The organism is Pseudomonas fluorescens group sp. PF-1, from assembly GCF_054481335.1.
In genome coordinates, this window is record NZ_JBTMNG010000002.1 from 2,198,454 (window position 1) to 2,222,608 (window position 24,155).

At 48.3% G+C, this 24,155-nt stretch carries 21 protein-coding genes and 2 pseudogenes; 12 read left to right on the plus strand and 11 right to left on the minus strand.

The window, feature by feature from the left end; translation table 11 throughout:
* Nucleotides 1-125 precede the first annotated feature (125 nt).
* From ACX3YD_RS24930 to ACX3YD_RS24950, 5 genes and pseudogenes are all read left to right on the plus strand, one after another.
* A complete protein-coding gene (locus ACX3YD_RS24930; RefSeq protein WP_458961283.1) occupies nt 126-785 on the plus strand; it encodes a hypothetical protein in 660 nt (219 codons plus the stop codon).
* Nucleotides 785-3,289, plus strand: coding sequence for a glycosyltransferase (locus ACX3YD_RS24935; protein ID WP_458961284.1), 2,505 nt, complete (start codon nt 785-787; stop codon nt 3,287-3,289). Before ACX3YD_RS24930 ends, ACX3YD_RS24935 begins: the two co-directional genes overlap by 1 nt.
* 76 nt (nt 3,290-3,365) lie before the next feature.
* Nucleotides 3,366-3,611, plus strand: coding sequence for an acyltransferase family protein (locus ACX3YD_RS24940; RefSeq protein ID WP_458961285.1), 246 nt, complete (start codon nt 3,366-3,368; stop codon nt 3,609-3,611).
* Nucleotides 3,611-4,414 carry an acyltransferase family protein gene (locus ACX3YD_RS24945; RefSeq protein WP_458961286.1) on the plus strand — a complete coding sequence of 268 codons (804 nt, stop codon included), beginning with the start codon at nt 3,611-3,613 and terminating at the stop codon, nt 4,412-4,414. Before ACX3YD_RS24940 ends, ACX3YD_RS24945 begins: the two co-directional genes overlap by 1 nt.
* Nucleotides 4,415-4,557: 143 nt before the next feature.
* Nucleotides 4,558-4,734 (plus strand): annotated as a pseudogene (locus ACX3YD_RS24950) (reverse transcriptase domain-containing protein); the annotation flags it as partial.
* A 272-nt stretch (nt 4,735-5,006) separates the two neighbouring features.
* Here the strand turns inward: ACX3YD_RS24950 and ACX3YD_RS24955 are convergent.
* Entirely contained in the window at nt 5,007-6,032 is a 1,026-nt protein-coding gene (locus tag ACX3YD_RS24955; protein ID WP_458961287.1) for an IS110 family RNA-guided transposase, read from the minus strand.
* 144 nt (nt 6,033-6,176) lie between these two features.
* Here ACX3YD_RS24955 and tnpB point away from each other — a divergent pair, with 144 nt between their 5' ends.
* Both tnpB and tnpC read left to right on the plus strand, forming a co-directional pair.
* On the plus strand, nt 6,177-6,536 hold the full coding sequence (gene tnpB / locus ACX3YD_RS24960) for an IS66 family insertion sequence element accessory protein TnpB (RefSeq protein WP_458961288.1): 360 nt from the start codon (nt 6,177-6,179) through the stop codon (nt 6,534-6,536).
* An 18-nt stretch (nt 6,537-6,554) separates the two neighbouring features.
* Nucleotides 6,555-8,087 carry an IS66 family transposase gene (gene tnpC / locus ACX3YD_RS24965; RefSeq protein ID WP_458961289.1) on the plus strand — a complete coding sequence of 511 codons (1,533 nt, stop codon included), beginning with the start codon at nt 6,555-6,557 and terminating at the stop codon, nt 8,085-8,087.
* A gap of 497 nt (nt 8,088-8,584) precedes the next feature.
* Here the strand turns inward: tnpC and ACX3YD_RS24970 are convergent, their stop codons facing one another.
* The 10 genes from ACX3YD_RS24970 to ACX3YD_RS25015 all read right to left on the minus strand — a co-directional run bounded on the left by ACX3YD_RS24970 (nt 8,585) and on the right by ACX3YD_RS25015 (nt 17,590).
* Nucleotides 8,585-9,760, minus strand: coding sequence for a glycosyltransferase (locus ACX3YD_RS24970; RefSeq protein ID WP_458961290.1), 1,176 nt, complete (start codon nt 9,758-9,760; stop codon nt 8,585-8,587).
* 38 nt (nt 9,761-9,798) lie between these two features.
* Entirely contained in the window at nt 9,799-11,796 is a 1,998-nt protein-coding gene (locus tag ACX3YD_RS24975; protein WP_458961291.1) for a DUF7024 domain-containing protein, read from the minus strand.
* Between the two features lie 21 nt (nt 11,797-11,817).
* The gene (locus tag ACX3YD_RS24980; RefSeq protein WP_458961292.1) at nt 11,818-12,852 is read right to left on the minus strand and encodes an FkbM family methyltransferase; all 1,035 of its coding nucleotides are present in this window, start codon (nt 12,850-12,852) and stop codon (nt 11,818-11,820) included.
* An 11-nt stretch (nt 12,853-12,863) separates the two neighbouring features.
* Nucleotides 12,864-13,187, minus strand: a complete 324-nt coding sequence (locus ACX3YD_RS24985; RefSeq protein WP_458961293.1) for a cupin domain-containing protein — start codon at nt 13,185-13,187, stop codon at nt 12,864-12,866.
* A gap of 3 nt (nt 13,188-13,190) precedes the next feature.
* Nucleotides 13,191-13,922, minus strand: a complete 732-nt coding sequence (locus ACX3YD_RS24990) for a glycosyltransferase family 2 protein (RefSeq protein WP_458961294.1) — start codon at nt 13,920-13,922, stop codon at nt 13,191-13,193.
* Nucleotides 13,915-14,547, minus strand: a complete 633-nt coding sequence (locus tag ACX3YD_RS24995) for an HAD family hydrolase (protein WP_458961295.1) — start codon at nt 14,545-14,547, stop codon at nt 13,915-13,917. The genes ACX3YD_RS24990 and ACX3YD_RS24995 overlap by 8 nt, the downstream gene beginning before the upstream one ends.
* Entirely contained in the window at nt 14,544-15,173 is a 630-nt protein-coding gene (locus ACX3YD_RS25000) for a PI-PLC domain-containing protein (protein WP_458961296.1), read from the minus strand. The genes ACX3YD_RS24995 and ACX3YD_RS25000 overlap by 4 nt, the downstream gene beginning before the upstream one ends.
* Nucleotides 15,164-15,928 carry a glycosyltransferase family 2 protein gene (locus tag ACX3YD_RS25005; RefSeq protein ID WP_458961297.1) on the minus strand — a complete coding sequence of 255 codons (765 nt, stop codon included), beginning with the start codon at nt 15,926-15,928 and terminating at the stop codon, nt 15,164-15,166. Before ACX3YD_RS25005 ends, ACX3YD_RS25000 begins: the two co-directional genes overlap by 10 nt.
* Before the next feature lie 102 nt (nt 15,929-16,030).
* Nucleotides 16,031-16,774, minus strand: a complete 744-nt coding sequence (locus ACX3YD_RS25010; protein WP_458961298.1) for an ABC transporter ATP-binding protein — start codon at nt 16,772-16,774, stop codon at nt 16,031-16,033.
* A gap of 15 nt (nt 16,775-16,789) precedes the next feature.
* Entirely contained in the window at nt 16,790-17,590 is an 801-nt protein-coding gene (locus ACX3YD_RS25015) for an ABC transporter permease (RefSeq protein ID WP_458961299.1), read from the minus strand.
* A 165-nt stretch (nt 17,591-17,755) separates the two neighbouring features.
* Between ACX3YD_RS25015 and ACX3YD_RS25020 the strand changes: the two are divergent.
* From ACX3YD_RS25020 to ACX3YD_RS25040, 5 genes and pseudogenes are all read left to right on the plus strand, one after another.
* A pseudogene (locus ACX3YD_RS25020) lies at nt 17,756-19,292 on the plus strand (IS3 family transposase).
* Nucleotides 19,293-19,961: 669 nt separating this feature from the next.
* Complete coding sequence (gene gmd, locus ACX3YD_RS25025; protein WP_204149794.1) at nt 19,962-20,993, plus strand: GDP-mannose 4,6-dehydratase; 1,032 nt, start codon at nt 19,962-19,964, stop codon at nt 20,991-20,993.
* The gene (locus ACX3YD_RS25030) at nt 20,993-21,889 is read left to right on the plus strand and encodes a GDP-mannose 4,6-dehydratase (RefSeq protein WP_458961300.1); all 897 of its coding nucleotides are present in this window, start codon (nt 20,993-20,995) and stop codon (nt 21,887-21,889) included. Before gmd ends, ACX3YD_RS25030 begins: the two co-directional genes overlap by 1 nt.
* Nucleotides 21,890-23,035: a glycosyltransferase family 4 protein gene (locus tag ACX3YD_RS25035; protein WP_458961301.1), complete on the plus strand. Its 1,146-nt coding sequence runs from the start codon at nt 21,890-21,892 to the stop codon at nt 23,033-23,035.
* Entirely contained in the window at nt 23,032-24,141 is a 1,110-nt protein-coding gene (locus tag ACX3YD_RS25040) for a glycosyltransferase family 4 protein (protein WP_458961302.1), read from the plus strand. Before ACX3YD_RS25035 ends, ACX3YD_RS25040 begins: the two co-directional genes overlap by 4 nt.
* Nucleotides 24,142-24,155: the final 14 nt, after the last annotated feature.

Sequence of the window (24,155 nt, forward strand, 5' to 3'; positions counted from 1 at the left end):
TCGATCGAAATTACTGAGTTTTGCCGGCCCCAACCACCCTCGCTACTTGGGCATCGCAAAATTACTATAATGTATGTATTAATTCGAAGCGAGAGATGTAGTTATTAATTTTTTGGAAAAAGACCGTGGATAATTCGGAAAATCTCGAGTTGCAGGCTGCACTCTCCCTAATCAAGGAACAATCAAAATCCTTAGCCGAGCTAGAGCAGCGGGCTATCGCCGCAGAAACGATGCTTGTTAGAGCCAGATCGGAACTAGAGTCATGTAGGTTCCACTCAGCCGAGTCCGAGAATCTGACAGTTGCCCGCCGAGGAATTTCGGTAACTCATGAGGCCGCATCCAACGGTTCCGATATTTTTTTTGAGAGTAGTCTTGGGAAGCGACGCAAGTTGCTAGGAGCAGCTATTCCGCAACCTTCGTTATCAGTAAGTTCACCTTCTATTAAAGGAGCGGTGTTGATTAAGCTCCGCCACAAGTTGGCTAGAGGTGCCCGAGGTGTTTTGATTGTTTTGATAAAAACGATGATTAAAAGCCCCGTGTCGGTTACTGCTGCAAAGAAAGTATTTGCCCGGTTCCCTAATGCATACCATAACTTGCGGATGTTCGCTTTCCGGCGTGGACTGTTGTCACATGCTCAAGGTAAATCGGCTGGTAGATTTGACCGAAATGGAGGGGTAGGGGATTTATCCAATGAGTTTTTGCTTGGGCACATTCCATTGTCGCCGATGGCACGAGATATCTATACCGAAATAAAAAGCCGTATGTCTGAACAGGAAAGTCGTTAATGCGCATAGTGATTGATATGCAGGGTGCTCAGACCGGAAGCCGTTTTCGGGGTATCGGGCGTTACACAATGGCACTCGCAGCCGCAATGGTTGAACTTCGTGGGGAGCACGAAGTAATTCTTGCGCTTAATGGCTTGTTTCCAGAAACAATAGACTCCATTCGCGATGTATTCGATGGTCTGCTTCCCCAAGAAAATATCAAGGTTTGGAACAGTATCGGCCCTGTCCACGCCTTTGATCCTTCAAATGAGTTTAGGAAAGATATTGCGGAGTTGATTCGGGAGGAGTTTTTAGCAAGCCTAGAACCAGATATTGTACATGTAACGAGTCTGATGGAGGGTTTTGGGGATGATGCCGTACATAGTATAGGTAGGGCACCTTTCAAGGTTCCGACGGCTGTTACCTTTTATGATTTGATCCCTCTCATCAAAAGCGACGTCTATTTTGCGCCCAATCCGGGTTTTGAAAGGTTATATCGCGAAAAAATTTCCCACCTCAATCGTGCTGAACTGATGCTCGCCATTTCAGAGTCTTCTCGAGAGGAAGCACTCCAATACTTAGATCTTTCACGAGAGCAAATCGTAAATATCTCAGCAGCTGTTGACGATATTTTTAAGCCTGTTACATATTCTGAAAGCTCTACACGGAAACTGAATGATAAATATGGCGTTCGTGACAAGTACATAATGTACTCTGGTGCTACAGATGACCGTAAAAATCATATGGGGCTAATCAGTGCTTATGCACTATTGCCAAATAGAGTTCGTGAAGAATATCAACTGGTTCTAGTGGGCGGCTTACCAGATGATCATCGCTATCGCTTTGAACAACATGTACTGAAATCTAAGCTTTCTTTTGAAGATGTCATTATAACTGGTCGAGTATCTGACGAAGAATTGGTGCAATTTTACAATCAATGCGCATTATATGTATTTCCATCGCTGCATGAAGGGTTCGGTCTCCCTGTGCTGGAGGCGATGGCTTGTGGTGCAGCGGCAATTGGATCTAGCACAACAAGTGTCCCAGAAGTTATTGGGAATAAGGAGGCACTGTTTGATCCATATTCAGAACAAGCGATTGCTGACAAGATACTTCAGGTGCTCGGTGACCCGCTGTTCCTTCAATCCCTAAAAGAAAATGGTGTAGTTCAAGCAAGAAGCTTTACCTGGGAGAATAGTGCGCAACTCACAATTCGTGCTTTTGAACGATGGTATGAATTAAATGCCAAACAAGCAGGCAAATACAAAGAATTCTCTAACGAGGCAGATCGTAGATGCTGGTTGCTTGATGAGGTTGCGCGTCTTGGACCCGTTATGTCTGATACAGAGATCAGACGTATCTCACAAGCCATTGCATCCAATACTCCAGCGCCGATGAAACAATTGTTAGTAGACGTATCAGGCTTGGTTAATAGCAATGGTTGCACTGGCGTTTCATATATAGTTAGACGAATACTGCTAGAGCTTGTTGCTAATCCTCTGCTTGGTTATGTAGTAAAGCCGGTTTACGCCACTGCTGATGATTTTGGCTATCGATATACGAATAAATACCTCAATGAGTTTGATTCTTCGTCTAGTAATTTAGAGGGTGGTTATATAGACGTTTTTCAAGGTGACATATTTCTTGGTTTGGACGTCCAACACAACGTACAAGCCAAACAAGCCTCGTATTATCAGTATCTGCGGCGAATAGGGGTTAGTATCTATTTTGTACTATATGAACTTGAGCCATTACTGAAATCCAGTGTGTTTCCAGAAAACGTTTTATCTACAGGGCTTGGACGTCTCGCATTATCGCGCTATATGGATGGGGTTTTTTGCATTTCGAAGACTGTGTCGTTAGAACTCACTAGTTGGTTAGAGGTAAATGCTCCGCCTAAGAGTCGTGCACTTAAGATTGGTTATTTTAACCTTGGCTCCGACACTGAAAATATTGCCGCGAATGAGTGCATGACTTCTTCGGATGAAGAAATATTGCAGAAGATATCAACAAATACCAGCTTTCTGAAAACGCTAAACAATGATTCTGCTAAGGCGGTCGTGCAGACTCTGAATGCGTTTAAACTTCTTCGGAATGAGGGCGATTCAGCGCTTTTGATTTTGGTGAGTAGAATTGGGCAATCTACCGACGAGGCAATTTCTAAGGAAATATCTGATTCAGGTTGTGACTGTATTTGGCTAAGGAATGTTAGTGATGAGTTTTACTCGAAAATTCAAGCGGCTAGCACCTGCTTAATCGTAACTTCGGAAGGTGAGCGCTTCGGGATGGAGTTGATGGAAGCTGCACGCTGCAATCTTCCGGTAATCGCACGCGACATATTCTTGCATCGTGAAATCGCGGGCGATCAAGCTTTCTATTTTAGTGGTTATGAACCTGAGGCGTTGATGCTGGCTTTAAAAAGCTGGAAGGAATTGTATGCCCAAGGGCAGCACCCTATATCTGGTAATATGCCATTGCAGACATGGCGAGAAAGTGCGGAACAGCTCAAGGGTTTAATAAATTAAATTGGCTAGTGCTAACTAAGTAAGTTCGTAAAAGACCACTTAAATAACAATCTATGAAGTTTTGAGGGGGCGATCGTTGGAACGGATTAAATCACTCGATGGGGCTCGCGGCATTGCTGCGTTGCTTGTGGTTATTGATCATTATTTTATAGCAGTAATGGGGGTGGCAGAAGGCAGTCATACTCACTACTGGGCAAGTTTTATGGGTAGCTTTGCGGTGGGGTTGTTTTTTATAACAAGTGGATTTGTTGTTGCTGCAAGCGCGACTACAAGTAGCTCAGTTGATTTTTTCGTTCGGCGGGTATTTAGATTGTATCAGTAGTGGTTGTTGCAGCAACGCTTCGGATTTTATCCGAATATGTCACAGGGGATGCTCGTCATTTAGACATTGAGAACTATCTTTTAACTATAAGTTTGTTTGGTTCAGATTTTATACCGAACGATTTTTTAGTTGAGCCAATTTTTTGGACTTTGGCTATTGAAATTAAATTTTATTTGATAGTCGGTGCTGCCTATTACTTGGCGTCAAAATTCAAATTTGATGTTTTTGCAATTTTCTTTCTCGTCTCAGTGTTTTTAGCGATTGGTCGTTTTCACTTGATGCCATTTCATCCCCAATATCAATGGGCTACCAACTTTGGGGTCTTGGCTTCTACACTTCCTATGCTCTTTATTGGGTGGCTATATTGGATGCATTATTCCCGGGTCATATCTTATGGGCAGTTTGTTCCTGGATTAATCTGTATAGTATTGGTCCTTAGTATTGCACCATTTCCTATTTATGTTTCAGTTGAGAAGGGAGCGCCTAGTTGGATGCTAGCGTTTTTTGTGTTTTGTTGTTTGTTGCATTTTCAAGAGTATTTTACTTTCATGAAAGGGGTTGTTTTACAGTTCTTAGGTAAACTTTCGTATTCTATGTATGCGTGTCACATGGCAGTGGCGGTTGCTGTAAAGTTTTATTTGCCAACGTATAATGTTGCTACGTTCCTGTTTTTTGTATTAGTTGTGATCGTGCTATCTTATTTTGTGAATCGGTATGTTGAAGTGCCTGTAGCAAACATCGGAAAAAGAATTATGCAAGCGAGTAAGCTCTCAAAAAAGTCTGAGTTGGATGGTGCGATATAATATAGATGTACTAGATTAATATTATGCGCAAGTTATCGTTGGGTAGGGGCAGATCTCCCTTTCTACGTAATTGACTCATTAGTTTAGCGTCCATGAGAGCGTAATTCCCGGTCAACACGCTGTCTTGATACCAATGCTTAGGGTATCCGGGATGTCCGTTTGCACGCTATGCCGACGATGCGGTGGTTCACTGCTGCAGCGAGAGGCAAGCGAGTGAGGTCATGAAGGCCATCAAGGAACGCTTGGAAACTTGCAAGCTGACCATGCATTCGGAAAAGTCGAAGATCGTTTATTGTAAGGACAGTAACCGCAAGGCAGCGTAAGCGCTCCATAAATCTATGGTCACCCCCGTTTTTGCAATACTGATTAGCGGGTGAAGTGGTTGGCTTGCTTAAATCTATCCGGCGTCTATCTGGGGCATGCCCCGCGCCACGATGAGAGTCGCGCCTGACGATCCTAAAAACCCCAGCGGCTTCATATAGCCGGTTTATGGATCAGGTTCTTCGCCAGGCCGGAGGGCCGTTCACGTCATTCGTTATTCAGCTATCGCAAAACCTGAAAGGTAAATCGTGGTATTGCAACAACCGCAGGGTCAGGCACTCAAGGTGTCTGGCCCTGTTTCAAACTCGCTATGGTGGGCCGCTATCGCCCAGGCGATCCGCGCCAGCTTGTTCGCCAGGGCGCAGGCCACCACATTGGAATGCCGTCGCATCAGTAGCGAGCGCACCCAATCGGCCAGAGCCCCTTTCTGGTGTTCCAGCCGCTGCATGTAAACCCTGGCGCACTGAACCAACAGTCGCCTGAGATTCTTGTCACCGCGCTTACTGATCCCGAGCAAATTCGCCTTGCCGCCCGTGCTGTACTGTCTGGGCACCAGGCCAACAGACGCGGCGAAGTCGCGACTGCATCCATACTGTTGGCCGTCACCCATTTCCACAGCCAGCAGGCTGGCGGTGATCGGCCCGACACACGGCAGGCTCAGTAAACGACTGCCCAGATCATCGTCGGCCAGTTGGCCTGCCAGCTCTTTATCCAGCGCCTTGATCTGCTCGTCCAGGTAGACGAAGTGATCGTGCAGCCGTTGCAACAGCACCGTCAATCGAACAGGGAGTTCATGTTCGGCCAGGACACTGGACAGGCGTTTCATGATGGCCAGCCCTCTTGGCAGACTGATGCCAAACTCCAGCAAGAAGCCGTGCATCTGGTTGGCTGTTTTGGTGCGGTCGCGCACCAGCGACTCACGCAGACGATGCAATACGGAAAGCGTCTGCTGGGCCTCGGTTTTGGGCGAGACAAAGCGCATCGACGGGCGCGACGCGGCTTCACAAATCGCCTCGGCATCGACGAAATCGTTTTTGTTGCCTTTGACGAAGGGCCGAACGAACTGCGGTGAAATCAGCTTGGCTTGATGCCCCATGATCATCAGTTCGCGAGCGACGAAATGTGCACCAGCACAGGCCTCCATCACTACGGTGCATGCAGGGAGATTGCCGAAGAACCTCATCATCTGCTGCCGTGAGAGCCTCTTGCGAAACACCTCTCGACCCGATTTGTCCTGGCCGTGCAGGTGAAAACTGTGTTTGCCGAGATCGATACCGACCCGCACTAATTCGCTCATGAAGATGGCCTCCGAAAATAAAACACCCTGCGAAAGCGTAGCCCTCGCAGGGTGTCGGGGGTGACCATCTCATTACCCCACATTAAAAATCACCACCTGATCCCCGATGCTGTGCTCCCGATTCCTTTCCGGAGCCAGTACCTCATGATGCGTCCCGACGCAAAAGTCGAAAAAGTCTATCTCTACCCCAAGCCCGTCGACTTCCGAAAATCCATCGACGGCCTCGCCGCTCTGGTCGAACTGGACATCAAGGTAGCGGTGTTTGACCCGGTGCTTTTCGTGTTCCTCAACAAGCCTCGAAACCGAGTGAAGATTTTGTATTGGGAGCGCAACGGCTTTTGCCTTTGGCTAAAGCGCCTGGAATCCGAGCGCTTCAAAACATCGCCGGATTGTGCGGATGAAGCCGTCGTGCTGACGGTTCAAGAACTCAACTGGTTATTGGACGGTTTTGATTTGTGGCGCAACCGTCCGCATCAAGTTTTGACGCCTCGATTCGTCGCCTGATTCGGTATAATCCAGGGCATGATTTCCATGCCCAAAGACCTTCCTGACGACCCTGTTTTGCTCAAGCAACTGCTTGAGCAAATACTCAGTGAGCGCGAGTCGGATAAGGGCAAGATCGTTCATCTTGAAGAAGAAAACGCGCTGTTGCGTCAGCGCCTTTTCGGACGCAAGTCAGAGCAGACAGCCGATCCCGCGACCCCGCAAATGGCCTTGTTCAACGAGGCTGAAAGCGTGGCCGAGTCTGTCGACGAACCGGCTGACGAAGAGGTCGTCGCTCCGACCAAGCGACGGGGCAAAGGCAAGCCTCTGCCTGCCGATCTTCCGCGTATCGAAGTCATTCACGAACTGCCAGATCACGAACTAACTTGCGCCTGCGGTTGCCGTAAACACAGCATTGGCGAGGAAATCAGCGAGCAACTCGAGATCGTGCCGATGCAAATCCGCGTGATCAAACATGTCCGTAAAATCTACGGTTGCCGCGATTGCGAAACCGCCCCGGTTACAGCAGACAAGCCTGCTCAACTGATTGAAAAGAGCATGGCCAGCCCCAGCGTGTTGGCGATGTTGCTGACGACCAAATACGTCGATGGCCTGCCACTGCACCGCTTCGAAAAAGTACTCGGTCGCCACGGCGTCGATATTCCACGCCAGACCTTGGCGCGCTGGGTTATCCAGTGCGGCGAACACCTGCAACCCTTGCTCAACTTGATGCGGGATCGACTGCTGGAAAGTCGCGTCATCCACTGCGACGAAACGCGTGTACAGGTGATGAAAGAGCCAGATCGAGAGCCAACCAGCCAATCCTGGATGTGGGTGCAAACCGGCGGGCCACCGAATCAGCCTGTGATCCTTTTTGACTACTCGATCAGCCGGGCGCAGGAGGTTCCGTCGCGCCTGCTCGAAGGTTATCGCGGCTACCTGATGACCGATGATTACGCTGGTTATAACGCCTTGGGCGCGCGGTCCGGTGTCGAACGTTTAGGCTGTTGGGCACATGCGCGACGCAAGTTTGTCGAGGCGCAAAAGGTGCAACCTAAAGGTAAAACCGGGCGTGCCGATATCGCCCTGAATCTGATCAACAAGCTATACGGTATCGAGCGAGATTTAAAAGAAGTCGGCGATGAACATCGCCACGAAAGTCGACAGCAAAACAGCCTGCCGGTGTTGGCCCAGTTGCAAACATGGTTGGAGAAAACCCAGCCACAAGTGACGGCGCAAAATGCACTGGGCAAAGCCATCAGCTACCTGGCCAGCAACTGGATCAAGTTGGTGCGCTACACCGAAGCCGGTTACTTGCCGATCGACAACAATGCGGCCGAGCGTGCGATCCGGCCCTTCGTGATCGGGCGCAAGAATTGGCTGTTCAGCGACACGCCCAAAGGTGCGATGGCCAGCGCTCAACTTTATAGCTTGGTCGAGACGGCTAAAGCCAACGGCCAAGAGCCCTATGCGTGGCTGCGCCACGCACTTGAGCGCCTGCCACAAGCCTCGAGCGTAGAAGACTTCGAGGCCTTGCTGCCGTGGAACTGCACACCGCAAATGCCAAGATAGCCATAGATCCCCACCTTTAAAATGTGGGGTTCATGGAGCGCTTACCTTACACCGTTAATATCGTAAAGTTTGTTAATGCAACTCTACCATTTTACCTTTGCTTGGATATTTTGCTCTTCAACGAACTTTCGCTGTGCAGGTGCCAAGTAAATAATTGGGTGAATATATATTCTCATGAGTCAATTTTAGTCGTCGGTATATATGTCGGCCAAGAGCCGCCAGCAATAATTCTCCGTCAGTGAGAAATACGCCTTCTGTATAGATTGGAGTATCCTTTTTTGGAATTAAAGGGTTCGTATTTTATTGATAAAAATGAGTGTTTGTGGATCTTGGTATGGGGTGGTTTTGTGAGTAGGGAAAATTTAGGTGCGTTCGTTGTTTGCAGTACGCACCTTGATAATTTGATATTGAGTAGCTTTGGATCGCAAGCTTCTATTTTGTGTTAAATGATAATAATGCTTGCGCTTAGTTACTTAGGTGTCGCGATAATAATGAACTTATAGGGCTTTTAAATTAGTGTGCGCGCTTAAATAATCTATTTGAGCCGAGCGTAGAAGCTCACCGGTAAGTATTGTTTCAGTGCCATTTATGACACTCTCTAACAGGTTTGCGAATTTAGTGTGATCGTAAGGATCCGCAGTTAAGTTTTGGTTAAGATTGATTTCTTTACATGAGGAACTATTTGAAGATATGACGGGTAATCCTTTGGCTTGTGCTTCTAAGATAGGAAGCCCTAGTCCTTCGTAGAATGATGGGAAAAATAGAATTTTTGATCTGGACATCAACTCTTCTAGTTGTAGGTCGTTCGGTGATCTAAACCATTCAACTGCTTCGCAGGTTGACGAAATTTCCTTTAGAAATTCTTCAACATCCTTAATGGGCATACGTTCTTTGCCCACTACAATTAAATTAAGTGGAATTTTTTTACTGGCTATTTTGATGGCGGCCACAGCGGCTGTAAAGTTTTTTCTATAGTCGAGTGCGTTTAGAAGTAAGACAGTATTAGATGTCGAGCCCTTAATAACCCCATCCCCAAAGTCTTTAAATGGGATGGATGCCGTAACATGTGTGTCGGTTCTTTTGCCATAAAAGCTCAGAAAGTCTCTTTTAGTACTTTCACTGATGCACACAATGTTTTGAACGTTTTCCAGGTAAAAGTCATATCCGGCGCTGTGTTTATGGGCGAATTCGTAGGTATTCAAAAGGCGAGGCATTCGAAGCGCCCCAATGGAAAGTAAGTTGGGCACCATGTCATAAACTATGCCAATTGAGTATTTTTCTTTTGGCGGACCATCTACATCTGAACACATCCATGGGTTGGTGATGATCGATATGGAGTACTTCTTAGGTGATATGTTTTGATCGGAATTCCATATGTTATGCGTATGGTTTTGAATGCTTGAAGCCGTTTTCTCGTTCTCAATTTCAAAGCTCAAGGAATTTGATGTCCAAGTTGGCTTTGGTTTGTCGCTACTGAACTCCTCTTTTCGCATCAGGGCATCTGCAATGGGCTGACTGCATGAGGAAAGCTTGCCATTAATAGGTGCAGCAAGAGTTATGTTGTATCCTTCGCGAATTAGTAACTGCCAGTAGTAGTGTATTACTCTTCTTACACCTACGTGAATTTCGTTGAAGTTTTTCTCGACGATCAATAAGGCTGATTTGCTATTCATGTAATAGTTTCGCAGTGAGATTTAGTTAATGTTGGTTTTTAGATTGATCTAATTTTCTTTACATTTACACTCACTAGTCCAAGCCCAAGTCTTCGATTGTCAGTTGATACACCTTCTTCTGCAGGCGAGGATGGGTGCTGAATGCTGAGTTGAAGGTGCGCTATTTTTCTATTATGAATTATGGCACTTGGAATTCGGATTTTGATTTTTTTTGGACGTTTATTTTTTTTTATTTTCAAAAGTGTAATCGCTATACCGTTGCATCTTACGCCAATTAGCTGCGATTCTATTGTTCTTGGTGCATAAGCGTTCGCTTTAATGGTAAATTCAATATCAGAGATGATTTCTGATTCAGGTATTGGAAGGTATAGATCGGAATTCGGACCATCAGACCAAACTCCCCAGGACTCTTGTGCAGACCACCCAACTCCTAACGCAGAATGTGGAGTTTCTTTGTCGGAAAATAAAATCGGATAGTTTGGGCGTTCTTCGTTATTAATAGACTGTATGCTGAGCAGGATGTAATTTTTGTTAGAGTTTAATGTTAAAAAAATATTTCTACAGTTTTTATAATCAGCTAGTGCTACGGATAAAGAGATACATACGGAGTTATAATCGTCCTTGGAGCACGCAAATGCGACGGGTTTTCCATTAATATACAACTCGATATCGCTTGACTCTAGTTGTCCTTTCATGTTTAGCGATAGTTTAAAGTCTTTTTTGTTTGTGGGTTTTACCCCGAAAGCGATATCTACAATGTTTCGTTTTGGGATGAGCCCTTCCGATGTGTACGAAAAATAATCCTTACTCGCAGTGATACCAAGTATAGCTAATCGGTCAGCTGATGCGTATTTTAGATCAACACTAGTGTCTGCACAGAATACACCCATATTAAACTGACTAGATAAGGGGCTTCCATGAGGCGAAACATATGCGTTATTAATTGAAGGTAAGCTTGCAAAGTCGAATGTGTAACCTGGGCGCGCGTCCGTTACTGTAAGTGTGACTATTCTGGATAGGCGAGGGATGATCCCGTCGTCTGCAAGGCATCTTGATAGCTCTACATCTTCACCTTGATTCCAAAATAACAGATCGTTCCAAGGCGTATCAATTAATACGTTTTTTTTGCTGATTATAACGCCGCCATTGATGTATATGTTGGGGTTGTAATCTCCATAATCGAGCATCCCACATGGGGCCCACGACCATTGACTACCAATAGATACCCAGTCTGGGAAGCGTTTACCCTCTTGGTCTATTTGCGCCGGTACTAACACCGAAAAATCTGGGCCATATTCGAACATCGCGTCGAGAAAGTTTTCGGGTATTTCGTATCTATCGTGTGCTACCAGCAAGTTTTCGGAAGAGGAAGTCTCAACTATTAGATTTTTTTTTCGAGTTATCCACCCTTTAGCTGTGTGTTGCGATGGCTCTACAATATAACGGATGCGGTTTGATAGTGCCTCCGTCTGGTAGCGGAACTCTGCTGGACCACATATGGCAATGCTCCAGGTAATATTATCTATGCCTCTTATGTTGGCTACGCTATCGACGAAGCTCCTGACTTGGGCTGGTCTCAGTCCATTTGTAATTAGCGCAAATTCAAATGTAGAAAGCGATGGAGTAAGGGGAGTTCTATGGCATTCCAAACTATAAATGACTGTACCGTCCTGATCTTGGTCTTGATAGTTTAGGCGGATGTTAAAATCTTTCTTTTTTCGGAGGAAAGCACTTAATGCGAATATACTTAGCAAGTGGCTCTGGGAGAATCTTATGAAAAGTAAGGTTTTTTGGTCGTGTGCCAATAGCCTTAGCGCTTCGTCGAGAATTATTGGCCATTGTTTTACAATACCAAGATCAATTTCTGTCAGGTAAACAGCACTGTATGATCCGTGGTCACTCGACGGCTGGCGAAAATCGTATTTTTCATCAAAAATACGTGTCGAGGATGTGAATGAACTGGTTGGAGAGAATTGGCCAGCCCAAAACACCGCTTTGGCGTCACATATTTCTCTCAGTAATTTTGAGTCAAACATTTTTTGTAATGCACCTATATGTCAGATAAGTTTTCTTAGTGCTCGGAGAAAGCCTGTGACTCTCCAACTTGTAGATTTATGAATGGCGTCGATTTGGGATTTCAAACTGTTATTTTCACGTGCTAAGTTGCTATATTCGCTTGTGGTATCTTGAGAATGGGAGCTCTTTGAATGGTTGAGTTCGCTCAAGCCCAAGGATTTACCTTTTAATTCTAAGGATAGCGTTTCTGCTATCTCACTAAAGTAGGTAGCCTGAGCGTGCCAATGTGCAACTCTTGCCCAAGCCGCGGAGTTCTCGGCAGATGAAATATCCGGAGTTTTAGATGGAGTAATTGCAGATGCGGAGGGAGCGTGCCAATAATGCTTGCCATCGTAAATTGGTATTCCGCGTAAGTTTAGGCGGTTTTCAATTTCTTGCCAGTCTAAGCCTACACGATTGAAGAAAACATTTACTTCCGCACAAGCCGGGTCGTTAGGTTTTATTGCATATGGTTCAAACCCGTTTTTTTCTAAGAAGTCTAAGACATCTTTAAGTGTTGGTTCGTTGGAATAGAGCGCAGTCCCACGGGTTGTAGGTGCCTCTAACATCCCAGCGTCTACGTTTTTCAGTAAGTCGCCAAGTGATTCAAGCACCTTGATATCAACGCCTTGTGCGTCAATTTTGATAAAGTCAATGTGGCTGAATCCAGCTCCGATTAAAAATTTATCTAATCGTGTAATTTCAACCTCTATTTCGTCCTCGAAATATAAATCGGACCGCTGAGCCCAATATTCATTTTTTGAAATATTATCACTATCAAAATCTAATAAACTGGAGACGCCCCAGTCTGCGTGTCTCGCAACATGGAACTTTGCGTTACCTTCGGTTGTGTTGATTGCTTTCTTAAGGAGTGCGATGTTTGATAGGTTCAGCGCGTCTTTTTTTATCGCAAGCTGGTCGTACAGTTCAGGAATGGGTTCTATGCCTATTACTGTAACAGAGGGAGAGCGGGCTGCAACTTGAAAAAGAAAGTCTCCTCCATTAGCCCCTACGTCGATTATGCAAGTCTTAGTCATTGTATGCTCAGTTAGTCCGCAAGGTATTTATCATTTAGTGCACCTGGATGTTTGACCACGACTGTAAGAGTGTCAGTAAGTGCCAGGAAGTCAGTTTTTTCTCCAGGGTTAATAGTTATGATATCTCCAGAGTGCCACTCTTTTCCGCACATTCTCACGGAGCCTTCAACAATCACTGTAACTTCAGTCGCGATTTTATGATAATGGCTACCTTCGGACTCACCTTTTGAGTAGCGTTTGATCGCTACTTCACAAGCTTGAGTATCCAAGGCGGTCGGTGTAAAACCGCCCACGAACCATCCTTTTACCATGTCTTCTAGTTTGTTATGTTTCATATTTCAGTGTTTCCCTGAATCGATTAATGTCTCAAGGCGTTCGATTTGTCTCTCGGATTTCAATGGGTGAAACTTTTGGGTGTCTATTCGATATACGCCTATTTTTAACTGGCGCAAGATCAACTCGTTCAACGTTGGGCAGATGTAATATTGGCCATCTACGTGTGCGCTTTTGATTATTGCTTGCTGTGCAGCTTCTACGAAGGCACTCCCATGTTTGAACCAATAAAAACCCACTGTCGCGTTGTTACTGATAGGGTTTTTTTCGGCGCATTCAACGACCAAGCCGTCTTCGTTCAACCTTACGTACGAGTAACGTGGGTGGACTGAAGGAAATACAATCACACCCGCATCAAAATTAGAATTTACGAATCCCGAAATGACCGCTGAAAAGTCGATGTCTATTAGTTCGTTGCCGTTGATAATAAGCAGCGGTTCTTCGCTTTTAATAGTTGCGATCGCCAACAGTGCGGTGCATGAAGCTCCTCCTGTTTTGCGCTGGACATTCAGTACTTTCGCACCTGGCGATAGCAAGCGTAATACATTATCGAGATGCCAGCGTTTGCAATCCTGGTCACGTACTGCGAGTGTCAGCTTAACGTCTGGAATGGCATTGCATTTTTCGCTGAGGTGCTGAATGAGAGGCTTTCCATCCACCTCTGTTAAGCAGAGTGGGTATCCGCTGTCACGGTCATCATGGGGTTCATTTGCAGCTAGAATGAGGACATTAGTCATTTGATTTATCTTCAGCACGTTTAATGGCATTCATGATGTTGTCGTAGTTGACGTCGTTTACGTCGCTTACTACGAGCACATGCGCCCCTGATGCCCTTGCCGCTTGAATTCCGTGCTCATTATCTTCAACAATCAAGCATTGCGATGGTTCTAGCTGAAGTTGTTGCATTGCTTTGATATAAATATCGGGGGATGGCTTAGGTTCTTTAACGTCTTCATTGGACAACATAGTGTCCAGATAGCGCTCAAGGTCAGCCTTCTGCATCATGGTTTGTACGGTGGCTCTAATAGAGTTTGACGCAACGCCTAGCTTGTAGCCTTGAGCTTTTAGAGTAGATAGTGCGTACTCGTGAATAAATGTTGGTCGACATTTTTCGAATACCATGTCCATGGTGTAGTTCTGTTTTAGGGTGTTAATGAAGCCATGCAGTTCATTAGGTAAATTGCTTGTTTTACTCAGCATATTTAGCTTTTTACTTGTTGGCAGACCATCGAAAGTGGTCAGATGGTCATATCGGGAAATTTCAAACCCGAATAGCGCCAGTGCTTTGTTGAGGGCCTCGTAATGCCATTCTTTGGCATCAATTAGGACCCCGTCCATGTCAAAAATTACCGCCTGAATCATGATCTCACCTTAAAAAAATCAACCGCTTGCTCGGGAATATCGGTGCATAGCACGACCAGTTCACTGTTATGCAGGCCACTGCTTCTCAGTTGTAACCAGAAGGTGGAATGATCGCGCTTATGTAGTTCCGGTGACACAAGACAGACTTTGATCCCCGCACTTGTTAATCGCCGAAGCTCGTCGACACGCCACTCATCGGACTCGAATGCGTCAAGCCAGACACCTGCTGCATGTTGCAGCAGTGGAGACTGTGTTTCGAATTCACTAATTCTGAGATACGTCGGGTTGCCTACTGCCAATTGCCCTCGTGTATCGGGGATCGACATGTCGAATGCGAACCAGTTTTGGTAGTCGTACCGATCCATTGTTGCTTTGAGCGCAGCGGCTAAGCCGTCGGACTTAATGTTGATAGCGAGCGTGGGTTGAGCAGGACTGGCCAACTCTAGGAGTTCGTCCAGGGTCAATTCGCCACCAGTGGGTGGATCGTGTGAAATAACGAGGGTGCCGGATAAGTCCCTCACATCAGTCTCAGTACCAAAACCGAGTGAGAATGATCTTTTGAAGGCTTCGACAGTATTTTTTTCACTTGCCTGCAGCCAGTATCCTCTGTGGCTTATTATTTCCACTTGATTTGCTCCACTCGCTCTTGGGATAGAGGCAGTTTCAGAAAGGCTTCCAGATCCGGCGGGGTGCCAAGACCATACATCCCTTCGCCATCGGTACCAATGCCATAGATACCTACTTTGCTGCCACTTTCGATCATTCGGTTATAAACAGGTGCAACGTAAAATTCGCCATTGACGCGCTCATTTGCTTCGATCATAGCCTCTGCGGCGCTGACGAAATCTGAACCCTTGGAAAAGTTGTAGATGCCAACGGTTGCATCCTCAGATATTGGGTCCTTTTCGGCAACCCTGGTTACGTGCCCATCGGCATCGGTGGCAGCGAAAGACCATTTAGGATCAGAAGCTGTCATGGTCATGATTAGACCGTCTAAGGAGTATTGATCCAGTGTACCCAAGTAGTCATCGATGGAGGTGTCGACGTACTGGTCACTGTTCGCGATCATCAATGGATTTTCACTATTGATAAGGTGTTTCGCTGCCAAGACGGTGCATGCGGCACCTTGTGTGATACCGTCAAGTAGGACAACTTCGAAATTTTTGGTCCATTGTGGAAGCAATACATCCAGACCATATTCTGAGAAGTGATCGCGCTGGCAAACGAAAATGAAACGATGCTCAGCCTGAGGGCTAAGGTTTTCGATGACCAGTCTGATCATCGGGATTCCATGGATAGGAATTAACGGCTTTGGATCGGTAAAACCTGCGTTTGCAAAACGGCTGCCGCGTCCTGCCATCGGAATGATGATGTTTAGCATTTTCGAAGTCTGTCTTCTAGGTCGGTCTTGATGGGAGTGGGGTCTTCACGAACCCAAACGGATCATCAGCTTAACTTAGATGGCAGGGGGGCAGACAAGCATTTAGTGGCCGAAATAAGCTTGAGTGACGGTTTCGGGATCTGAGTCCATACGAATTTTGCCGTGCTCAAGCCAGATCACACGGTTACATGTATGCATTACCAGTTCGCGCGAGTGGCTGGCAATTATGAGAATATTTGTTGCCTTAACGAGATCTGTCATTCGAGCCTCTGCCTTGTGTTTGAAGCCTTCGTCACCCACTGATAACCATTCATCCATGATCAAGATTTCTGGCCTGACAGTGGTGGAAACTGCAAAGGCCAAGCGCAGATGCATGCCTGTTGAGTAGGTTCTGACAGGCATATCAACGAACTCACCGAGTTCAGAAAACTCTATGATTTCATCAAGCTTGCTCGAGACTTCGCTTTTTGTCATTCCAAGAAGCGCGCCACGTACAAAAATGTTTTCTCTGCCCGTCGCTTCAGGGTCAATTCCCAAAGAGATGTCGATCAGTGACCCAATATCGCCGCTGATCTTGGCGGTACCGGACGAGGGCGCGTAAACGCCGCTCAGGAGCCTCAATAGAGTGCTCTTGCCTGCGCCGTTATGGCCTAGTAAGCCAACTCGGTCACCATCGTTCAATGAAAATGTTAGATTTTCCAATGCGCGCACAATGACGCGGCCTTGGTCATTTGCTCCGAGCTGACCACCTGTCGCAACCTGGATTAGGCGCTTTTTAAGTGAGCGCCCGCTAGCATTATAAATCGGAAAATCAACGCACGCGTTGTGAAACTCAATAGAAGCCATGATGTGTATTCTTCTTCAAAGCCAATAAGCGATGCGGCGCTTATAATACCCGTAAAACATTATTGCTACGCACCACCCCAGTATGGCCATGCCCCCGGATACGCACCAACTGAAGGGGCTAATTTCTTGACCTAGTAATGGTGCCCTTACTATCTGAATCAGGTGATAGATAGGATTGAAATCCAGGAGGTAAGTACTCGAGCGCTGGGGAAGCAGGCTGGGGAGCCACATAATAGGCGTGAGATAAAAGGCGATCTGAAGAAAACTCGATATGATCTGTGTAAGATCGCGATACCGCGCGCACAGAACACCCAAAATCAGACTAATCCACGCTAGGTTAAGAGCCAGAACAATCAAGCCAATGATGCTCAAAAAAGCTTCAAATCCTAGCGGCTTTTGCACGGCCAATAGCACGAGAGGGAAAATTATGATGTTGTGGCCAAGTATTAAAATGTTTCGCCACAGTGTCCGGAGTATGTGGACAAATAAAGGAATTGGAAGTTGTTTAATAATCCCTTCTGCCGCAATGAGGCTAGTGCAGCCCTCAGTCACGCTGGTTGAGATAAAGCTCCAAAGAATCATCCCGGCTGCAAGGAACGGTAGAAACTCTTTAGTCGGGGAATTAAATATTTGTCCGAAAACGACACCTATCGTACCGATCATTACGCCCATGCTGATGGTGAGCCAGAATGGTCCTATGGCGGAGCGTCTGTAGCGCTGGCGGACATCCTGCCATCCGAGCATGCCGACAAGCGAGTAGCGCCTTGCCGACGCTGCTATGTCCATCAGGGCAACGTTTATTGTGCTGTTGAGCATTCGAAACACCGGGTTATCAAATCAGCCGGGGATTGTACCCTCGGAGGGGGTGCTGATGTCACCCTTATCGTGCTTGCCCTCCCTTAGCCCCCCCGGTGTCAGGATAGTTGTCGTCTCTCCGAATTTTCCTAAAAAAAGCACATTGGGGGCGGAAAGAGACTGGTCGTGCCGTACTATTCACCTGAACGCAGAGTCGCATTACTTAAGATGCTGCTTCCCCCACTGAACCTGTCGATGGCCGAGGTTTCCCGGCGCGAAGGGGTCAGCGAAATGTCTTTGTCCAACTGGCGCAAGCAGCTCAGTTCTGAATGAAATGCAGTGTCCGAAAACAAGCCGTTGACCGAGAACTGGTCAGCCGAAACCAAGTTTGCTGTCGTGCTTGAAGCCGCCGGTTTGTCCGAGATCGACCTAGGCGAGCATTGCCGCCGCAAAGGCCTTTACCCGGAGCAGATTACGGCCTGGCGACAAGCGTTTATCGCTGGCCAGAAGTCGGAAAAAGCCCAGCACAAAGAAGACCGCGAGTAATCTCGCAAAGACAATAAACGCATCCAGGAGCTTGAGCGCGAACTGCGCCGCAAAGACAAGGCGCTCGCTGAAACAGCCGCATTGTTGGTGCTGCGAAAAAAGCTCAACGACTACTGGGGGACCGACAACGAGGACAACTGACGTCGTTGCCGGAACGGCGGTTACTCGTGGACTGGCTGAGCCAAGCGGTCGCGGCGGGAGCCAGAAAAATCAGCGCCTGCCGGGAAATTGGCCTCTCGCTGCGGACCTTGCAACGATGGACTGGAACAGACGTTATCCAGACCGATGCCCGAACGACTGTCACACGGCCAACGCCGCGCAATGCACTGAACGAGGCTGAGCGACAGACCCTTGTGACGCTGTGCAACAGCCCGGAGTGCGCCCACCTTGTTTCGCGCCTAGCCGATCAAGGGCGCTATCTGGCGTCGGAGGCGACGTTTTATGGCGTCTTGCGAGCGACGGGTCAACAGCAACATCGAGGCCGTAGTCAGCGCCCCAGGCGGTACGCAGAACCGACGACGCAAGCGGCCAAAGCGCCCAAACAGGTGTGGTCGTGGGACATCACGTACCTGCCGTCGCCGATACGCGGCCAGTATTACTACCTTATCTGATCGAGGATATTTACAGCCGCAAGGCCGTGGGCTGGGAGGTCTACGACGCGGAAAGTGGCGAGAAAGCCGCCGCGCTGCTGCAACGCAGCGTGATCGGTGAGCAGTGTTTACACGAACCGCTGGTGCTTCACTCGGACAACGGAGCGCCGATGAAGTCGGTGACGCTGTTGAACAAGATGTACGAACTGGGCATCACGTCTTCGCGGGGCCGACCGCGGGTCAGCAACGACAATCCCTACTCGGAGACGCTGTTTAGAACGCTGAAATACTGCCCGCAATGGCCGCAGGATGGTTTTGCCAGTTTGGACGCTGCACGCGCCTGGGTGAGGGATTTCATGCGTTGGTACAATCACGAGCACCGGCATAGCCGTATCCGGTTCGTCACGCCGGCTGAGCGGCATCGAGGACTGGACCATCAGGTCTTGGCCCGGCGACATGCGCTGTACGAACGAGTCAAAGAGAAAAAGCCAGAACGGTGGTCGGGTCGAACACGTAACTGGGAGCCGATCGGTACCGTGCTGTTGAACACGGATCGAGAGCAACAGGTCGAGAAAAGAGCGGCATAGTTAGACGGTTGACGCGACAGGTACCTTGAAAAAACGCCGTAGCTTATGGCATCCGGCGCCTATTTTTGTCGCGCGTCCTGTTGATAGCGTGGGGGCTGTGTGGGGGGGCTTTGGATATGATGTCGGGTCGCATCCATAAAAGGCGAATAATAGGCGAACAGTTTGGTGAGTTTTCCCTCGTATTGCCGCGAGGGAGCGAACCGGGGCGCAAAGTAACTACCACTATTCATAATGCTCTTTGATTGTACATTTACACGTACTTCTGCATTTAGCTTGTTTGATTCGATGAGGGTTGAAGTTGCGGTTTCGGGTTCGAGGGAATTTGGTTTGTGTAGGTAATTTTTGAAGGAAAGCATTGCTTCATTTAGATATGATTCGCCAAAAACGACTGTTGTGCTCAACAGAGTCATACACCTTCGAAGTGCTCCAGGTCTGAATCAATCTGATGGAGTGATTATTTTTCAAGAAATGACTCTGCCTGCCGAACCCTCTTCTGTGGCTTGGCCGTCTCGCCCCTGATTTATCGACATGCTGGTGGTGTGCTAATACAGGCGAGGATGTATAATAGACACCCCGCTGTGGGGCTTCGGAGCTTGGTTCGCCAAACTCAAGTTTGATTAGTTGAAGATGTGCCTGCTAAGGCCTTCAAATGGAGTTTAGAGGATTCGCATGAAAGCAATCGTTACCGGCATCACTGGTCAAGATGGCGCCTACCTGGCGGAACTGCTGCTGGAGAAGGGGTACACCGTATACGGTACCTACCGTCGTACCAGTTCTGTCAATTTCTGGCGTATCGAAGAGTTGGGCATTCAGTCCAACCCTAATCTGCATTTGGTCGAATACGATCTGACCGACCTGTCGGCCAGTATCCGCCTGCTGCAAACCACCGAAGCCACCGAGGTCTACAACCTCGCTGCGCAGAGTTTCGTGGGTGTTTCGTTCGAACAGCCGATCACCACTGCAGAAATCACCGGTCTGGGTGCAGTAAACCTGCTCGAAGCGATTCGTATCGTGAACCCGAAGGTTCGTTTCTATCAGGCATCTACCTCCGAGATGTTTGGCAAGGTGCAGGCTATTCCTCAGGTCGAGAGCACGCCTTTCTACCCACGTAGCCCTTATGGTGTGGCCAAGCTCTACGCTCACTGGATGACCATCAACTACCGTGAGTCGTACGGCATTTTTGCGACCAGCGGTATCTTGTTCAACCACGAGTCCCCTTTGCGTGGTCGTGAGTTCGTAACCCGTAAAATCACCGACTCCGTCGCCAAGATCAAACTCGGCCTGATGGACAAGATGGAACTGGGCAATCTGGACGCCAAGCGCGATTGGGGTTTTGCCAAAGAGTACGTGGAAGGTATGTGGCGAATGCTGCAGGCCGATGAGCCTGATACGTTCGTGCTGGCGACCAATCGCACCGAAACTGTTCGCGACTTCGTTTCCATGGCGTTCAAGGCAGTGGGTATCACCATTTCCTGGGCCGGCACTGCAGAAGACGAGCAGGGTACTGATGCGGCCACTGGCAAAGTGTTGGTCACCATCAACCCGAAATTCTATCGTCCGACTGAAGTTGAGTTGCTGATCGGCAACCCTGCCAAAGCCAAGGAAGTTCTCGGTTGGGAACCTAAAACATCCCTGGAAGAGCTGTGCCGCATGATGGTCGAAGCTGATCTGCGTCGAAATGAGCAAGGATTCTCGTTCTGATGACCATTGCTGGCAAGCGCGCACTGATTACGGGTATTCAAGGCTTCACTGGTCGTTACATGGCTGATGAACTTCGGGCTCAGGGCTACGAGGTTGTCGGACTGGGTAGTCAACCGTCCGATGAGCGAAATTATCATCAGGTAGATCTGGCCGACGGCCCGGGTTTGCGCGCGTTGCTGGCAAAGATTCAGCCGGATGTTGTTGTGCATCTCGCTGCATTGGCCTTTGTCGGTCACGGCGCAGCAGATGCGTTCTATCAGGTAAACCTGATAGGTACACGCAATCTGCTGGAAGCCATCGCGGCCAGTGGCAAATCACTGGATTGCGTACTGATCGCCAGCAGTGCGAATGTCTATGGCAATGCCTCGGGTGGACTTCTTTCAGAGACCACCCTACCGGCGCCGGCCAATGATTACGCTGTGAGCAAGTTGGCCATGGAGTACATGGCCAGCCTTTGGCATGATCGCCTGCCTATTGTTATCACTCGCCCCTTTAACTACACGGGCGTTGGTCAGGCAGAAAACTTTCTATTGCCGAAAATCGTTTCGCATTTCCGTCGTAAGGCGCCAAAGATTGAGCTGGGTAACCTCGATGTCTGGCGTGATTTCAGCGATGTTCGTGCATTGGTGGGGGCTTATCGAGGTTTAATCGAAGCCAATCCGCTTGGACAGACTATCAACGTCAGTTCAGGCCATACCCATTCGCTGCGTGAAGTCATCGAAATGTGCAAAGAATTTACCGGGCACGATATTGAAGTTGAGGTAAATCCTGCCTTTGTTCGCGCCAATGAGGTGAAAACCCTATGCGGGGACAATGCCAGGTTGCGAGCACTGGTCCCTGGCTGGACAACACCTTCCTTGGGCGAAACATTGAGCTGGATGCTGACGGCTGAATAAATGAAGTTAATTCTCTCTGTTGAACCGGTTCGCTTCCCGCTAACCGGTATTGGTCGTTACACCTACGAATTGGCGCTGCGACTGCAGCAGAGTTCGGAAATCGCTGACCTGCAATTTTTTGCGGGTCGACGGTTTTTGCCTTCGCTGCCAACGGCCGCAGAAGCATCTGGCAGCGGTTACGGCCTTAAACGCGCCGTGCAAAAAAACTTCCTAGCAGTCGAGGCCTATCGCCTCCTTATGCCATTGCTCAGGAAGCAAGCATTAAAAGGCCATGGTGACTATCTTTACCACAGCCCTAATTATTATCTGCCACCCTTTACCGGCCGCAGTGTTGCAACCTTCCATGATTTGTCGCCTTTTACCTGGTCTCACTGCCATGCGCCGCAGCTTGTGCGCTATTTGCAGAAAGAGCTCAAAACCACTCTGGTAAGAGCGGATGCGTTGATTACGGATTCCGAGTACACGCGCAAAGAATTGGCGGATTACTTTTCCTGGCCAATCGAGCGTATCCACACGGTACCGCTAGCCAGCTCAGCTGAGTTTCATCCTCGCAGCGCTGAAGAACTGAGAAGCACGCTTTCGCGTCATGGTCTCGAAGTGGGCGGGTATAGTCTGTTTGTCGGGACAATTGAGCCTCGCAAGAACATCGAGACATTGCTCGATGCTTATTCCCGGCTTCCGCTTGACGTTCGTAAGCGTTGGCCGCTGGTGTTGACCGGCTATCACGGCTGGCGAAACGAAAGTATTCACCAGCGCCTGGAGAGTGCCAAGCGCGAAGGTTGGGCTTATTACCTTGGGTTTGTACCCAGTGAAGACTTGCCTTTGTTGTTTGCGGGCGCGCGCCTTTTCACTTTTCCATCGCTCTATGAGGGGTTCGGATTGCCGGTACTGGAAGCCATGAGCTCAGGCGTTCCGGTGGTCTGCTCGAACAGTTCTTCATTGCCCGAGGTCGCCGGTGATGCAGCCTTGATGTGCGATGCCAAGGACACCGAGACGCTGACCGATCTCATTCGCCGAGGTCTGGAAGACGACGTGTGGCGTGCCAACGCTGTGGAGCAAGGTTTGCTGCATGCAGCCGGTTTTTCGTGGGAGCGCTGTGCGGCGGAAACTCTTCAGGTTTATCAGAAGGTGGTCAAAGGACAATGATCAAGGTTTTGCATTTTTTCAAAACCTACTACCCCGAAACAATGGGTGGTATTGAGCAAGTCATTTTTCAGATTGCCGAGGGCGGAATCCGTCATGGGTTCGAATCTGAAGTGCTTTACCTCAGTGAGCGAGGCGCGGCACGCAATGAGAAAGTCGGGCACCATCTGACGCATCGCTCCAAGCTCGATTTGCACGTTGCTTCTACCGGCTTCTCGCTTTCGGCGTTCAAGGATTTTGCCGAACTGGCGAAGAAAGCGGACATTGTTCATTACCATTTTCCGTGGCCTTACATGGATCTGGTGCATTTTTACAGCCGAATCAAAAAGCCGGCTGTTGTGAGTTATCACTCGGATATCGTCAAGCAAAAGACCTTGCTGAAGCTTTATCAGCCCTTGATGAATCGTTTTTTATCGAGCGTCGATTGTGTGGTGGCCTCATCGCCCAACTACGCCGAAAGCAGTCCGGTGCTAACGCAGTTTAAAAACAAAGTGCGTGTAGTGCCTTACGGTCTGGATCGACAGACTTATCCGAAGCCATCGCCTGTAAAGCTGGCATTCTGGCGCGAGCGTTTAGGTGAGCGTTTCTTTTTGTTCGTTGGGGCACTGCGTTACTACAAGGGATTGGACTATCTCCTTGAGGCAGCGAAGACAACCCAGTTACCCGTCGTGATCCTGGGTGGTGGGCATCTAGAGGCTGAACTCAAGGCACAAGCCAGCCAATTAGGCCTGACCAAGGTGCATTTCCTTGGCGGTTTGCCCGACGAAGACAAGGCTGCTCTGCTGACATTGTGCTACGCGTTCGTTTTTCCTTCGCATCTCAGATCCGAGTCTTTCGGTATTTCGTTGCTGGAAGGAGCGATGTACGGCAAGCCGATGATCTCGTGCGAGATCGGCTCGGGCACCACGTATATCAACATCGCAGGGGACACCGGACTGGTGGTTCCTCCTCGAGACTCTGTCGCATTGGCGGCTGCAATGACCCAGCTCTGGAATCAACCCGATCTGGCGGCAGCGATGGGAGAGGCTGCTGAGTGTCGCTTCGAAGAAGTGTTTTCATCCGATTCGATGGCAAAATCCTATGCAGAGATTTATCGCTCTTTGCTTTGAAGTGTTGCAGCACA

Bases quoted from the DNA above. Each gene is read 5' to 3' on its own strand.
- ACX3YD_RS24935 (WP_458961284.1), top strand. From the start codon at position 785: ATGCGCATAGTGATTGATATGCAGGGTGCTCAGACCGGAAGCCGTTTT.
- ACX3YD_RS24955 (WP_458961287.1), bottom strand. From the start codon at position 6,032: ATGAGCGAATTAGTGCGGGTCGGTATCGATCTCGGCAAACACAGTTTT.
- tnpB (WP_458961288.1), top strand. From the start codon at position 6,177: ATGATGCGTCCCGACGCAAAAGTCGAAAAAGTCTATCTCTACCCCAAG.
- tnpC (WP_458961289.1), top strand. From the start codon at position 6,555: ATGATTTCCATGCCCAAAGACCTTCCTGACGACCCTGTTTTGCTCAAG.
- ACX3YD_RS24970 (WP_458961290.1), bottom strand. From the start codon at position 9,760: ATGAATAGCAAATCAGCCTTATTGATCGTCGAGAAAAACTTCAACGAA.
- ACX3YD_RS24975 (WP_458961291.1), bottom strand. From the start codon at position 11,796: ATGTTTGACTCAAAATTACTGAGAGAAATATGTGACGCCAAAGCGGTG.
- ACX3YD_RS24980 (WP_458961292.1), bottom strand. From the start codon at position 12,852: ATGACTAAGACTTGCATAATCGACGTAGGGGCTAATGGAGGAGACTTT.
- ACX3YD_RS24985 (WP_458961293.1), bottom strand. From the start codon at position 13,187: ATGAAACATAACAAACTAGAAGACATGGTAAAAGGATGGTTCGTGGGC.
- ACX3YD_RS24990 (WP_458961294.1), bottom strand. From the start codon at position 13,922: ATGACTAATGTCCTCATTCTAGCTGCAAATGAACCCCATGATGACCGT.
- ACX3YD_RS24995 (WP_458961295.1), bottom strand. From the start codon at position 14,547: ATGATTCAGGCGGTAATTTTTGACATGGACGGGGTCCTAATTGATGCC.
- ACX3YD_RS25005 (WP_458961297.1), bottom strand. From the start codon at position 15,928: ATGCTAAACATCATCATTCCGATGGCAGGACGCGGCAGCCGTTTTGCA.
- ACX3YD_RS25010 (WP_458961298.1), bottom strand. From the start codon at position 16,774: ATGGCTTCTATTGAGTTTCACAACGCGTGCGTTGATTTTCCGATTTAT.
- ACX3YD_RS25015 (WP_458961299.1), bottom strand. From the start codon at position 17,590: ATGCTCAACAGCACAATAAACGTTGCCCTGATGGACATAGCAGCGTCG.
- gmd (WP_204149794.1), top strand. From the start codon at position 19,962: ATGAAAGCAATCGTTACCGGCATCACTGGTCAAGATGGCGCCTACCTG.
- ACX3YD_RS25030 (WP_458961300.1), top strand. From the start codon at position 20,993: ATGACCATTGCTGGCAAGCGCGCACTGATTACGGGTATTCAAGGCTTC.
- ACX3YD_RS25035 (WP_458961301.1), top strand. From the start codon at position 21,890: ATGAAGTTAATTCTCTCTGTTGAACCGGTTCGCTTCCCGCTAACCGGT.
- ACX3YD_RS25040 (WP_458961302.1), top strand. From the start codon at position 23,032: ATGATCAAGGTTTTGCATTTTTTCAAAACCTACTACCCCGAAACAATG.